The organism is Kitasatospora sp. NBC_00374 (genome assembly GCF_041434935.1).
GTDB lineage: Bacteria > Actinomycetota > Actinomycetes > Streptomycetales > Streptomycetaceae > Kitasatospora.
Window position 1 is genome coordinate 3,937,309 of sequence record NZ_CP107964.1, and the last position, 13,179, is coordinate 3,950,487.

Sequence of the window (13,179 nt, forward strand, 5' to 3'; positions counted from 1 at the left end):
ATATCCCTGACTCACGGACAAGGACGCGCCATGACCACCGAGACCGTTCCGCAGAACCAGCGGAGCCTCAGCACCTCCGCCGCAAGGAACCTGGCCACCACCACCAAGACCGCGCCGCAGATGCTCGGCATCACCCCGCGCTACCTGCTGCGGGTGCTGCCCTGGGTGGATCTGGAGGCCGGCGTCTACCGGGTCAACCGCCGCCGGGGCTTCATCCTCGGCGACGGGCTGATCGGCACGTACACCGACGGCAGCGGCGGGGCCCGGGTGGTCGCCGAGGACCTGCGCGAGATCGTCCTCCTCCGCGAGCTGGACAGCTCGATGCTGAGCACCCTCGCCAACGGCTTCGTGCAGCACGAGGTCGAGCCCGGTGAGATCATCGCCGGCGCCGAGACCCCGCCGGGGCGGCTGCACATCATCACGTTCGGCCGCGCCGAGAAGCGCGCCACCGGCCAGTACGGCGAGGACGCCCTGCTCTCCGTCCTCGGCGACGGCGACTACTTCGACGACGGCGCCTGGGTGCGCGGCGAGCCGACGCCGTACCAGGTCCGGGCCCTCACCCCGTGCACCGTGCTCTCCCTCGACCACCGGATGCTCGCCGAACTGGCCGACCGGGAGCCCGCGTTGCGGGCCCGGCTGGACGCGTACACCGCCAACGGCCAGGGCTCGGCCGACCGCGAGCACCCGATCGACCTGACCTCGGGGCACAGCGGCGAGCCGGAGCTGCCGCAGACCTTCGTGGACTACGAGGAGGCCCCCCGCGAGTACGAGCTGAGCATCGCGCAGACCGTGCTGAAGGTGCACACCCGGGTCTCGGACATCTACAACTCCTCGATCGACCAGGTCCAGGCACAGCTGCGGCTGACCACCGAGGCGCTGCGCGAGCGCCAGGAGTGGGAGATGCTCAACCACCCCGAGTACGGGCTGCTCAACAACGTCGTGCCCAACCAGCGGGTGCACACCCGCAAGGGCTCGCCGACCCCGGACGACATGGACGAGCTGCTCACCCGGGTCTGGAAGCAGCCCGCGTTCTTCCTGGCCCACCCCCGGGCGATCGCCGCGTTCGGGCGCGAGTGCACCCGGCGCGGGGTGCCGCCGCAGATCGTGGAGCTCTTCGGCAGCCCGTTCCTGACCTGGCGCGGGGTGCCGCTGCTGCCCTCCGACAAGCTGGACCTCAAGGGCTCCAGCAACTCGGCGCCCGGCACCACCAACATCCTCCTGATGCGGGTCGGCGAGGCCGAGCAGGGCGTGGTGGGCCTGCGGCCGTCGAGCGTCCCGGACGAGGTGGAGCCGGGGCTGTCCGTGCGGCCGATGGGCGTCGACCGCCGCGCCATCACCTCGTACCTGGTGACCAGCTACTTCTCGACCGCCGCGCTGGTGGACGACGCCGTCGCGGTGCTCCAGAACGTCGAGGTGTCGAACTACTATGACTACTCCTGACGGCTTCGGCGCCGACGCCGCGACCGCCCAACCGCCCTGGGGTTTCCCGCAGTCGGGCGCGCTCCCGATGCCGGAGACGCTCCCGCTGCCGGCCGCGCTGGCCCACCTGGCGGGCGGCCCCCGGTACTGGCTGCCCGAGCAGCCGGACCAGGCGACCGCCGCCGTGGCCCCCGCGGCCGTGTCCCCTGCCACCGCACCTCCCGCCGTCACGCCGCCGACTGCTCCGACTGCCCCGACGGCCCCGCCGACCTCGCCGCCGAGCGGTTTCGACGTCGAGGCCGTCCGGCGGGACTTCCCGCAGCTGCACCGGGAGGTGAACGGCCGCCCGCTGGTCTGGCTCGACAACGGGGCCACCACCCTCAAGCCCCGCCAGGTGGTCGAGGCCGTCGGCGAGCACTACGCGATGGGCAGCTCCAACGTCCACCGCGGCGCGCACACCCTGGCCAAGCAGGCCACCCAGGTCTACGAGGAGGGGCGGCAGGCCGCCGCCGAGCTGCTCGGCACCCCGGACCAGGGCGAGATCGTCTTCGTCCGGGGCACCACCGAGGCCGTCAACCTGGTGGCGCAGAGCTGGGGCCGGTCCAACCTGGGGGTCGGCGACGAGATCCTGGTCTCGGCGGCCGAGCACCACTCCAACCTGGTGCCCTGGCAGCTGATCGCCGCCGAGCGCCGGGCGAGGATCCGTCCGATCCCGCTGCTCCCCGACGGCCAGCTGGACCAGGACGCCTACCGGGACCTGCTCGGCTCCCGGACCAGGATGGTCGCGCTGACCCATGCCTCCAACGTGCTGGGCACCGTCCCGCCGGTGGCCGAGATGACGGCGCTCGCCCACCGGTACGGCGCGAAGGTCATGGTGGACGGCGCGCAGGCGGTGAGCCACTTCCCGGTCGACGTCACCGCGCTGGACGCCGACTTCTACGCCTTCTCGGGGCACAAGATCTTCGCCCCGACCGGTATCGGCGTGCTCTTCGGCAAACGCGAGCTGCTGGAGGCCATGCCCCCGTGGCAGGGCGGCGGCAACATGATCGACTCGGTCGGGTTCGAGGAGACCACGTACGCCCCGATCCCGCACCGGCTCGAAGCCGGCACCGGCCACATCGCGGGCGTGGCCGGGCTGCGGGCCGCCCTGCAGTACCTCGCGGCGCTGGACCGCGAGGCCGCCACCGCCTACGAGGAACAGCTCACCGCGTACGCGATGGGCATGCTGGCCACCGTCCCCGGACTGCGGCTGATCGGCACCGCCCCGGGGAAGATCGGAGTGCTGACCTTCCTGCTCGCCGGAGCGGACCCGATGGCCCTCGCCGGGGCCCTCGACCAGCAGGGCATCGCCGTACGCGCCGGCCACCACTGCGCACAGCCGGCGCTCGCCGCGTTCGGGCTGCAGGCGGCGGTGCGGGCCTCACTCGCCCTGTACAACACCGTCGAGGACGTGAACACCCTGGTGGCCGCGCTCCAGGACGTCCAGGCCCGGTCGGCGCCGACCGCCGGGTAGTCGAGGCGGTTGATCACGGCGGTTGATCACGGCGGTTGATCGTGGCGGTCCCGGTCCCGGCTCCGCGCGGTGCCTCGTGCGCCGGGCGGGGCCGGGGCACCGCGAGCGACCGGCCGCTACTCCCCCGTGACGCCGTCGAGGCGCTCCCGCAGCAGGTCCGCGTGGCCGTTGTGGCGCGCGTACTCCTCGACCATGTGGCCGAGGACGTAGCGCAGGGAGAAGGCCTCGTCGCCGTGACGGCCGGTGAGGTCGAGGCTCTCGGCCGCGTCCACGATCGCCCGGGAGTGCTCGCACTCCTCGTTCCAGACGCGGAAGGCCTCGTCGGGGTCGGCCGATCCGACCTCCCACTCGGCGGACTCGCCGGCGGCCGCTCCCGGCCAGAGCAGCGCGGCCCGTTCGGCGGCGATCACGTTGCGGAACCAGCCCCGCTCGACCGTGGCGAGGTGCCGGACCAGGCCCAGCAGCGACAGCGTCGACGGCGCGACGGCCTGCTCCCTGAGCTGATCGGCGGTCAGCCCGGCGCACTTCATGGCCAGGGTGTCGCGCTGGAACTGGAGCAGGCCGGTGAGCGTGGCGCGCTCGTCGGCGGTCAGTGGGGGCGGGGTGCGTTCGTGATCCTGCATCGGGCCATCATGCCAAGCGGGGCAGGGCCCGTGACAGACTCTCGATCTTCGCTTCCCGGCCTCCGGGGTCGGGAGCACGACGAGAGGACGAGACGTGGCGCTCTTCGGCAACGCGCACAAGGTGGACCCGGCGGCGGCTCAGAAGGAGTTCGCCAAGCTGTTCGGGAACGGCGAGCAGGTGCACGCGGCGTACCAGCTGATCCGCGACACGTTCATGTTCACCGACCGCCGGCTGATCCTGATCGACAAGCAGGGCATAACCGGCAAGAAGACCGAGTACCACTCGATCCCGTACAAGAGCATCACGCACTTCGCCGTCGAGACGGCCGGCAACTTCGACCTCGACGCCGAGCTGAAGATCTGGGTGTCCGGCAACCCGCTGCCGATCCAGAAGACCTTCACCAAGGGCGTCGACATCTACGAGGTGCAGGCCGTCCTGACCCAGTACGTGGCCGTGTAGCCCGCCCGTGAAGCCGCCCGCCCGGCCGCCGTGCGCAGGGGCTCCGGGCCGGTGCGGAGCGAGTCCTCCAGGTTGATCCCGACGGCACCGGCGGCGAGCACCTCGCGCAGCAGGGTCAGAGAAGTCGTCATCTCGGGCACTCTGCCTCCACAGCACCACGGTCGAGCACGGGACCTGATGCCGTGTCGGGCCTCCCGCCGGTACGCACGGCGGCCGCTCGCGCCGACGGCTACCGTGGGCGGATGACCGCGACCTGGGATCCGACCGCCGCAGGTGTCCTGCGGCTGCCCTCTGGGAGGCTGGTGCGGGGGCGGGCGCTGCGCCGGCCGGTGCCGTCGGGCCCGGTGCCGGAGTTCGCGGTCCACCTGCTCGGCCGGCCGCCGGCGGCCGTGCCCTGGGAGGCCCGGTGGCTGCGCTGGCCGGACTTCCGGCTGCCGGCCGACCGGGCGGCCGCGCGGGCCGTCCTCGGCGAGGCCTGGGTCCGGGCCGCGGCCGAGCGGGTCGAGGTGGCCTGCGGCGGCGGCCGCGGCCGGACGGGTACGGCGCTGGCGTGCCTGGCCGTCCTCGACGGGGTGCCCCCGGCCGAGGCGGTGGCGTACGTCCGGCGGCACTACGACGCCCGGGCGGTCGAGACACCGTGGCAGCAGCGGTACGTCCTCCGCTTCGCGGACGAGGGACGCCGGCGCGTCCCGTAGGGGGAAACTCAGGGGCCGCCCCTATGGCTTCCGGGCGGTCCCGGGCGCACCGTGGGGTTATGGGACACGAGGAATTGTCGCGGCGGGAGAGCCGCCAGGTCGCTGTAGCCTCGGCGACGCTCGGGCCATGGCGGACGGCCTCGGCCGTCGGCGTGGTGGTCGCCGGTGGGGCGCTCGCGGTGGATCTGATCACCGGGAGCTGGTCGATGGACATCCTGGCCGGTCCGGTCGGGCTGGGCCTGTTCTTCTTCTTTCTGGTCGGCACCGTCGGCGGCAAGCTGCGGCGGGACACCGGCGACCGGCGGCTGCGCCGCTGGGCGGACGAGCACCCGTGGCGGTCGACGCTGCCGGCGGCGGGCGCGCTGCTGGTGCTGAACACGCTGGCACTGATGCTGCTGGGCAGTGCGGGCCTGTTCGGGGCGCTGTTCACCTCGCTGCTGCCGGCCGGGATGCTGTTGCTGGTGGCTGGCGTGGTCGGGTCGGTGAAGCAGGCCCGCAAGCGGGGCTGACACCGGCCGAGGCGGTCGGGGTGGGCGAAACGGAGGAAACCGGCACCGAACGATCACCGCTCCCCAGGATCGTCCCCACCCCCGCGCACGGGTGTCCGAGGACGTCGGCATACTGACCGCGTGCCGATAGCCGAAGACCCCAGCCCCCGCCCCGCCGACGACTCCCCTGACGACCCGTTCGACGGTCTGGTACTCGACGAGGAATTCGTCAGGGGGGCCAGCGTGAAGGAGGCTTCGGGCCGCGCGCGGATGCTCGGCGCGAAGTGGAAGCGGCAGCCGCCGCAGGACGTCCCGTGGCGTGCGGAGGCCGACCGGACGCCGCAGATCCGGCGCCGCAGGTTCGGCCGCCGGGCCACCCGGGTGGACTCCTGGGGCCGTTCGAAGCGGCGCTCCCGCACCTGGCAGGCGCCGCTGTTCATCGCGCTGGCCGCCGCCGTGACGCTGGCGGCGCTCAACGTCGACCGGCTGCGCGAGTGGTACCAGAACCGCCAGGACAGCTCGGCGGCCGGCACCCCGAACCGGGCCCCGCTGCCGACCCTGCCGCCGGAGACGGCCGCCCCCACCGCCGCGCCCCCGGCCGCCGACCCCGACACGCCGACCGTGGACCGGCCCTGGGCGGGCTCCCCCGCCGAGCAGTGGCCGGCCGGACCGGACGCCCTGGTGCTGCCTCAGGCCACCGCCGTCGGGGTGTTCGGGGCGGACGAGGTGGCGGCGCAGCTCGCCCTGGTGAAGCAGTTCATGGTCGCGGCCAACCTGGACCCCGCGCAGGTGCGGGGCGGCAGTCCGGACGCGGCGGTCTCCCTGCTCGACCGGGAGAGCGGCAGCTGGCTGGCGGCCTCGGTCGCCCACCCGGACGCGGAGCACGACCCGACCACGTACCTGAGCCGCTTCGACCCCCTGCGGACCGTGCTGGCGACCGATCAGATCAAGGTGCAGGGCCGGTTCAGCTTCGAGAGCGACGGTGAGCAGGGCGTCGTGGTGCACACCGACGTCACCTATGTGTACGCGCTGCGCCCGGGACCGGACGCCGGGAAGAAGCGCCCCGATGCCACCGGAGCCGCCGGATCCGCCAAGCCGGTCGCCTGGTCGGAGGGCGGCGCGGGCCCGGAGGTCCAGCGGGAGATCATCCGCCGTGTCCTCGACTTCCGCTTCTACAACCCCGCCAGGTTCAAGGTGCAGCCGGGCAAGCTCCGGCCGGGCAAGGGCAACAGCGACTTCGGCAACAACATCTGCGACCTGACCAGCGGGTTCCTGGAGCCCCCGTTCGATCTGTCCGCGCCGAGCAGCGAGTCGCCGGGTCCGACCGGGCCCGAGAGCGACCCGTACGACCGTTCCAAGCCCCTGGAGCGGCACGAGGGCTGCGGGACGGTCTCCCGGACCTGATCCGTCAGCGCCGCTTGCGGCCGGGCTTCCCGCTGGGGCGCCCGGCCCCGCCGTCCCGGCGCCGCAGGTGCCGCGCGACGGCCTGGTCGTGGGCGGCCCGCCGGACGCCCTCGCCGGGCGCCTCGACCAGGCTGCGGAAGAAGTACGCGACCAGCGCGCCGACGCCGCCGATGATCCAGACCGCGCCGAGGGACTTGTCCTCGGCCATCCAGCCGGTCAGCGAGTCGCGGCCCTCGGTCAGCACCTTCCAGGTGCGGACCGCGGCCAGGCAGGAGCAGATCGCGATCGCGCCGAGCAGCAGGATGTTCACGAAGCCGCCGGCCTCGGACATGGTCACCCCGGCGACCGCGAAGCGGAGCAGAAGGGCGCCGGCCGCGGCGGCGGCCAGCGCGCCGAGCGGGACCAGCACCCGGCGTGCCCAGTAGCCGGCGCCGCGCTCGACCCAGCTCGTGCCGAACCAGCGGATCGGTTCGGGCCGGGGGCCGTCGGTGCCTGGGGTGCGCTGCTCGTCGTCCACGGATCCGATTATGGCCCGACCACCGGCCCGGACCACGAACGGAGCCGCCCCCGATGCGGGGACGGCTCCGTCACGGCCTGCGGCGGGCGGGTGTCAGCCGAGCCGGCCGACGTCGCGGACGGCGCCCTTGTCGGCCGAGGTCGCCATCGCCGCGTACGCCCTGAGGGCGGCGCTGACCGGGCGGACCCGGTTCTTCGGGCGGTAGCCGCCGTCGGCCTCCAGCTTGAGCCGGCGCTCGTGCAGCTCCTCGAAGGAGACCTTCAGCTCGACCGAGCGGCCGGGGATGTCGATGGCGATGACGTCGCCGTCCTCGACCAGCGCGATGGTGCCGCCGGAGGCCGCCTCGGGTGAGGCGTGGCCGATGGACAGACCCGAGGTGCCGCCGGAGAACCGGCCGTCGGTGATCAGCGCGCAGGCCTTGCCCAGGCCCCGGCCCTTGAGGAAGGAGGTCGGGTAGAGCATCTCCTGCATGCCGGGGCCGCCCTTGGGGCCCTCGTAGCGGATGACGACCACGTCGCCCTCCTTGACCCGCTTGGTGAGGATCGCGTCGACCGCGTCCTCCTGCGACTCCAGCACGACGGCCGGCCCGCTGAAGGTCCAGATCGACTCGTCGACGCCGGCGGTCTTCACGATGCAGCCATCCTCGGCGAGGTTGCCGTACAGCACGGCCAGGCCGCCCTCGACCGAGTAGGCGTGCTCGACGCTGCGGATGCAGCCGCCCGCGGCGTCGGTGTCCAGGGTGTCCCAGCGCTCGGACTGCGAGAAGGCGGTGGCGGAGCGGACGCAGCCGGGGGCGGCGTGGAACAGCTCGACCGCGGTCGGGGACGGCGAGCCGCCGCGGATGTCCCAGGTCTTCAGCCAGTCGGCGAGCGAGGCGGAGTGCACGGTGTGGACGTCCTCGTTGAGCAGGCCGCCGCGGTACAGCTCGCCGAGGATGGCGGGGATGCCACCGGCGCGGTGGACGTCCTCCATGTAGTAGTTGCCGTTCGGCGCGACCTTGGACAGGCACGGCACCCGGCGCGAGATCGCGTCGATGGCCCGCATGTCGAAGTCCAGCTCGGCCTCCTGGGCGGCGGCGAGCAGGTGCAGGATCGTGTTGGTCGAGCCGCCCATCGCGATGTCCAGCGCCATCGCGTTCTCGAACGCGGGGCGGGTGGCGATGTTGCGCGGCAGGACGGAGTAGTCGTCCTCGTGGTAGTGCCGCTTGGTGATGTCGACGATGGTCCGGCCGGCGTCCTCGTACAGCGCCTTGCGGGCGGTGTGGGTGGCCAGCACCGAGCCGTTGCCGGGCAGGGCCAGGCCGATCGCCTCGGCGAGGCAGTTCATCGAGTTGGCGGTGAACATGCCCGAGCAGGACCCGCAGGTCGGGCAGGCGTTCTCCTCGATGATCGCGATGTCCTCGTCCGAGACGTTCTCGTTCACGGCGTCCGAGATCGCGTTGACCAGGTCGAGCTTGCGCACCGTGCCGTCGACCAGGACGGCCTGGCCGGCCTCCATCGGGCCGCCGGAGACGAAGACCGTCGGGATGTTGAGGCGCAGCGCGGCCATCAGCATGCCGGGGGTGATCTTGTCGCAGTTGGAGATGCAGATCAGCGCGTCGGCGCAGTGCGCGCTGACCATGTACTCGACCGAGTCGGCGATCAGGTCGCGCGAGGGCAGCGAGTAGAGCATGCCGTGGTGGCCCATGGCGATGCCGTCGTCCACCGCGATGGTGTTGAACTCGCGGGGGATGCCGCCGGCCTCCTTGATCGCCTCGGAGACGATCCGGCCGACCGGCTGGAGGTGGGTGTGGCCCGGGACGAACTCGGTGAAGGAGTTGGCCACCGCGATGATCGGCTTCCCGAAGTCCTCGCGGGCTACGCCGGCCGCCCTCAGAAGCGCCCGGGCGCCTGCCATGTTGCGACCGTGGGTGACCGTACGGGACTTCAGCTCGGGCACTGTGCTCCACTCCTTCGGAGGCTGCTGGCGGCCGCTGGTCTGGTGGAAGGGTGCAGGGCCGCTGTAGCTATCGAGCGTACGCCCCTGGTCCAGCCGGCGGACGGACCGTCCGCGATCCGGTCAGTCGCCGGCCAGGCCCACGGATCAGTCGCCGGTCAGGCCCACGGAGAGGTCCAGGCGCCAGGGTTGCAGGAGCGAGCCGTCCGGGAACTCGGCGAGCAGCGCCGCCCGCTCGGCGGCCAGCACCTCGTCCCGGACCCCGGCCGGCAGCACCGCGAGGTAGGAGCGGGAGCCGAGCTCGGCGATCAGGGAGTCGACGGTGGTCGGCCGCTCCCAGGTCAGCTCGACGTCGGTCACCCGCAGTCCGTACCCGGCCAGCGAGTCGGCGGTACTGTCCGACCGGACGTTCGGGTGGTACGGGGTCAGCGCGGCCACCATCCGGTCGCGCGAGGCCGCCAGCCACGGGACGCCGCTGTCCGGGCGGTTCCACCAGACGGCCAGCGCGCCGCCGGGGCGCAGCACCCGGATCGCCTCCGGGATGGAGCGCTCGGGATCGGTCCAGTGGAAGGCCTGCGCGTAGGTGACCAGGTCCGCGGTGGCGTCGTGGAACGGCAGTTCCTCGCCGCCGGCCTTGAGGACGGTGGTGCCCGGGCAGGAGAGGAGCAGCTGGCGGGCCATCCCGTCGCTCGGTTCGACGGCCGTCACCCGGGCCCCGCGGGCCCGCAGCAGCCGGGTCGCGATCCCCGTGCCGGCGCCGACGTCCAGTACCTCGGCGCCCTTGAGCGGGCGCCCGGCCAGCCGTTCCACCTCGTCGAACAGCTCCGGCGGGTACGAGGGCCTGGAGGCCTCGTACTGGGCCGCCACCGGGCCGAACGACATGGCGTAGTCGCGGTGTTGAAGATCGGTCATGAACATCCCCCTCCGTGTGCGACCAGCCTACGTCGGACGGCGCCGCGCCGAAGGGGAGATGCCGCGGTCAGCGCAGCCGGGCCGGGGTGGCCAGGTGGAGGCGGGTGAAGGCGAGCGCCTCGGCCAGGTCGGCCTCGCGCTCGGCCGGGGAGGCGGAGCGGCGGGTGTTGACCTCCAGCACCACGTGGCCGTCGAAGCCGGTCCGGGCGAGCTGTTCCAGCAGCTCGGCGCAGGGCTGCTTGCCCCGGCCGGGGATCAGGTGCTCGTCCTTGCCGGAGCCGGCGCCGTCGGCCAGGTGGACGTGGGCCAGGCGGTCCCCCATCCGGGCGGACATCTCCAGGGCGTCGATCCTGGAGGTGGCGGCGTGCGAGAGGTCGATGGTGAAGTGCCGGTACTCCTCCTCGGTGACGTCCCAGCCGGGGGCGTAGGCGAGCATCTCGCGGTCCCGGTAGCGCCACGGGTACATGTTCTCGACGGCGAACCGGACGTGGGTCTCGCCCGCCATCCGGTCGATGCCCGCGACGAACTCCCGCGCGTACTGCCGCTGCCAGCGGAACGGCGGGTGCACCACCACGGTGTCCGCGCCGAGCTTCTCGGCGGCCGCGCGGGCCCGCACCAGCTTGGTCCACGGGTCGGAGGTCCACACCCGCTGGGTGATCAGCAGGCAGGGGGCGTGCACGGCCAGGATCGGCATCCGGTGGGCGTCGGAGAGGCGGCGCAGCGCCTCGACGTCCTGGCTGATCGGGTCGTTCCAGACCATCACCTCGACCCCGTCGTAGCCGAGCTTGGCGGCCAGTTCGAAGGCGGTGACGGTGTTGGCCGGGTAGACCGAGGCGGTGGACAGGGCGACCTTGGTGTCCGGGATGTGCAGGCCCGGGTGCGGCGGGAGCACCAGGCGGTCGGTGGTGCGCAGCAGCGGGGCCCGGCGGGCGGCCTTCGCGGCCCGGGCCGCCTTGACGGCCTTCGTGGCCTTGGCCACCTGGGCGGCCTTGGCGACCTTCACCGCCTTGACGGCCTTCGCGGCCCGGGCGGCCCTGGCCCGGGTGTCCCCGGCCGCTCCGGTGGCGGGTTCGGCGCCGGTGCGGGGGGTGCGCCGGCGTTCGGGGACCGGTTCGGCCGCGGCCCTCGCGCGGCGCGGCCGGCCCGACCCCGGCTGCCGCTCTCCGGCAGCGCGGTCCGGCCGGGCCCCGTCCTGGTCCGCTGGTTCCGCCACGGGCAACAGCGTAAGCGGCCGGGCGGCGGAATGGGGGGTGCCGGGGTCACGCCGTGGTGGGCGTCACGCCGTCAGTGCGGCCCTGCGGTAGCCGGAGCCGTCCATGGCGTCCAGACGGCGCAGGATGATGCCCTCCCGCAGGGCCCACGGACAGATGTCCAGCGCGTCCAGCCCGAACAGGTCCATCGCGGCGTCGGCGACCAGGGCGCCGGCCAGCAGCTGTCTCGCCCGGCCCTCGGAGACGCCGGGGATCTGGGCCCGCTCGGCGACCGTCATGGCGGCGAGCCGGGGCAGCCAGGCCGACAGGCCGGTCCGGGTGAGCCGCCGGGGCACCCGGACGCCGGCGTCCGCGGGGGCGGCGCCGGTCATCCGGGCGAGCTGCTTGAAGGTCTTGGAGGTGGCGACGGCGTGGTCCGGCGAGCCGATCCGGGCGAACTCGCCGACCACCCGGGCGATCTCGGTACGGATGTGGCGGCGCAGCTCGCGCAGGTCGTCCGGGTCGGCGACGTCCCCGGGCAGCCGGGCGGTCAGCCGGCCGGCGCCGAGCGGCAGTGAGCAGGCGACGTCGGGCTGCTCGTCGATGCCGCAGGCGATCTCCAGCGAGCCGCCGCCGATGTCCAGGTTGAGCAGCCGGCCGGAGGACCAGCCGAACCAGCGGCGGACCGCCAGGAAGGTCAGCCGGGCCTCGTCCTGGCCGGACAGCACCTGCAGCTCGACGCCGGTCTCCGCGGCGACCCTGGCCAGCACGGCCTCGCCGTTGGCGGCCTCGCGGACGGCGGAGGTGGCGAACGGCAGCAGGTCCACCACGCCCTTGTCCTCGGCCACCGCGAGCGAGGAGGCGACCATCGAGGTCAGGCGCTCGACGCCGGCCTCGCTGATCGCCCCGTCCGCGTCCAGCAGCTCGGCCAGCCGCAGCTCGGCCTTGTGCGAGTACGCGGGCAGCGGGGCAGCACCGGGGTGGGCGTCCACCACGAGGAAGTGGACGGTGTTGGAACCTACGTCGAGCACACCGAGTCGCATAACGCTCCACGCTACGCGATCCGGCCCGTTCACCTGCCCGATTGTGCGGGCCGATTGTGCGGAGCGGGCCGGGACCGGGCCCGGACCCGATGGTTGACCGGCATCCGGACGGGGATGAATTCCCATCGGACGGGGACCTCATCTCTGCTCGGAGGACGACCATATGACGATCAGTCACCGACTCATCGGTACCGGCGGGAACCGGGTCGTGGTGCTGCACGACTGGTTCGGCACCACGCTCGGCTGGGGGCCGTTCCTCGACTACCTGGACGGCGACACCTTCACCTACGCGACGCTCGACTACCGCGGCTACGGCGAGCGGGCGGACGTGCCCGGCGACTACACCCTCGCCGAGATCGCCCAGGACGTGCTGGCGCTGGCCGACCGGCTCGGCTGGGAGCGGTTCTCGCTGGTCGGCCACTCGATGGGCGCGAAGGCCGCCCAGCGGGTCCTGGCGGAGGCCCCGCACCGGATCCGCAGGCTCGCCGGGATCGCCCCCGTACCGGCCTCCGCCTACCCCCTGGACGCCGACGCCCACGCCCTCTTCCACGGCGCGGCCGAGCGGCCCGCCAACCGCCGCGCCATCCTCGACCTGGTCACCGGGCGGCGGGCCAACGCCGGCTGGCTGGACCGGATGACCGCCCAGTCCGTCGCGCAGTCCCGCCCGGAGGCCGTCGAGGCCTACCTGACCGACTGGACCACCCAGGACTTCGCCGCCAAGATCGCCGGCAGCCGCCTCCCGGTCAGGGTCTTCATCGGCGAGCACGACCTGGCCCTCACCGAGCCGGTCATGCAGGCCACCTGGCTGAGCCACTACCCGGACGCCTCGCTGGAGGTGCTGGCCAACTCCGGCCACTACCCGATGTACGAGCTCCCGGTCGCCTTCGCCACCGCCCTGGAGGACTTCCTGCGGGGCTGAACCGGGTGGGCCGGGCCGGCCCGGGCCTCGCTGGAGTACGCCTTCCTCCCCGGCCGCAGCC

General features: G+C 73.4%; 14 protein-coding genes. 7 read left to right on the forward strand and 7 right to left on the reverse strand.

The window, feature by feature from the left end; all coding sequences use genetic code 11:
• Window positions 1–30 precede the first annotated feature (30 nt).
• Together OG871_RS17630 and OG871_RS17635 are read left to right on the forward strand one after the other, a co-directional pair.
• A complete protein-coding gene (locus OG871_RS17630; RefSeq protein WP_371497765.1) occupies window positions 31–1,440 on the forward strand; it encodes a family 2B encapsulin nanocompartment shell protein in 1,410 nt (469 codons plus the stop codon).
• Window positions 1,427–2,932, forward strand: coding sequence for a SufS family cysteine desulfurase (locus OG871_RS17635; protein WP_371497766.1), 1,506 nt, complete (start codon window positions 1,427–1,429; stop codon window positions 2,930–2,932). Before OG871_RS17630 ends, OG871_RS17635 begins: the two co-directional genes overlap by 14 nt.
• Before the next feature lie 116 nt (window positions 2,933–3,048).
• Here the strand turns inward: OG871_RS17635 and OG871_RS17640 are convergent, their stop codons facing one another.
• Complete coding sequence (locus OG871_RS17640; RefSeq protein WP_371497767.1) at window positions 3,049–3,555, reverse strand: DinB family protein; 507 nt, start codon at window positions 3,553–3,555, stop codon at window positions 3,049–3,051.
• A gap of 94 nt (window positions 3,556–3,649) precedes the next feature.
• Between OG871_RS17640 and OG871_RS17645 the strand changes: the two genes are divergently transcribed.
• The gene (locus OG871_RS17645) at window positions 3,650–4,015 is read left to right on the forward strand and encodes a PH domain-containing protein (RefSeq protein ID WP_371497768.1); all 366 of its coding nucleotides are present in this window, start codon (window positions 3,650–3,652) and stop codon (window positions 4,013–4,015) included.
• Here OG871_RS17645 and OG871_RS17650 read toward each other — a convergent pair.
• The gene (locus tag OG871_RS17650) at window positions 3,973–4,146 is read right to left on the reverse strand and encodes a hypothetical protein (protein WP_371497769.1); all 174 of its coding nucleotides are present in this window, start codon (window positions 4,144–4,146) and stop codon (window positions 3,973–3,975) included. The two genes, OG871_RS17645 and OG871_RS17650, sit on opposite strands and share 43 nt — an antisense overlap.
• Before the next feature lie 111 nt (window positions 4,147–4,257).
• Here OG871_RS17650 and OG871_RS17655 point away from each other — a divergent pair, with 111 nt between their 5' ends.
• The 3 genes from OG871_RS17655 to OG871_RS17665 all read left to right on the forward strand — a co-directional run bounded on the left by OG871_RS17655 (window position 4,258) and on the right by OG871_RS17665 (window position 6,602).
• Window positions 4,258–4,710, forward strand: coding sequence for a protein phosphatase (locus tag OG871_RS17655; RefSeq protein WP_371497770.1), 453 nt, complete (start codon window positions 4,258–4,260; stop codon window positions 4,708–4,710).
• A gap of 59 nt (window positions 4,711–4,769) precedes the next feature.
• Complete coding sequence (locus tag OG871_RS17660; protein WP_371497771.1) at window positions 4,770–5,219, forward strand: hypothetical protein; 450 nt, start codon at window positions 4,770–4,772, stop codon at window positions 5,217–5,219.
• 120 nt (window positions 5,220–5,339) lie between these two features.
• Entirely contained in the window at window positions 5,340–6,602 is a 1,263-nt protein-coding gene (locus OG871_RS17665) for a hypothetical protein (RefSeq protein WP_371497772.1), read from the forward strand.
• Between the two features lie 4 nt (window positions 6,603–6,606).
• Here OG871_RS17665 and OG871_RS17670 read toward each other — a convergent pair whose 3' ends face one another.
• The 5 genes from OG871_RS17670 to OG871_RS17690 form a co-directional block, all read right to left on the reverse strand.
• Entirely contained in the window at window positions 6,607–7,119 is a 513-nt protein-coding gene (locus tag OG871_RS17670; protein ID WP_371497773.1) for a hypothetical protein, read from the reverse strand.
• A 93-nt stretch (window positions 7,120–7,212) separates the two neighbouring features.
• Window positions 7,213–9,057, reverse strand: coding sequence for a dihydroxy-acid dehydratase (gene ilvD / locus OG871_RS17675; protein ID WP_371497774.1), 1,845 nt, complete (start codon window positions 9,055–9,057; stop codon window positions 7,213–7,215).
• 144 nt (window positions 9,058–9,201) lie between these two features.
• Window positions 9,202–9,966, reverse strand: a complete 765-nt coding sequence (locus OG871_RS17680) for a class I SAM-dependent methyltransferase (RefSeq protein ID WP_371497775.1) — start codon at window positions 9,964–9,966, stop codon at window positions 9,202–9,204.
• A gap of 67 nt (window positions 9,967–10,033) precedes the next feature.
• The gene (locus OG871_RS17685) at window positions 10,034–10,837 is read right to left on the reverse strand and encodes a sugar phosphate isomerase/epimerase family protein (RefSeq protein WP_371503344.1); all 804 of its coding nucleotides are present in this window, start codon (window positions 10,835–10,837) and stop codon (window positions 10,034–10,036) included.
• 405 nt (window positions 10,838–11,242) lie between these two features.
• Window positions 11,243–12,199, reverse strand: coding sequence for a Ppx/GppA family phosphatase (locus tag OG871_RS17690; RefSeq protein ID WP_371497777.1), 957 nt, complete (start codon window positions 12,197–12,199; stop codon window positions 11,243–11,245).
• 163 nt (window positions 12,200–12,362) lie between these two features.
• On the opposite strand from OG871_RS17690, the gene OG871_RS17695 reads away from it, so the two are divergent.
• The gene (locus tag OG871_RS17695; RefSeq protein ID WP_371497778.1) at window positions 12,363–13,118 is read left to right on the forward strand and encodes an alpha/beta fold hydrolase; all 756 of its coding nucleotides are present in this window, start codon (window positions 12,363–12,365) and stop codon (window positions 13,116–13,118) included.
• The last annotated feature ends 61 nt before the right edge of the window (window positions 13,119–13,179 follow it).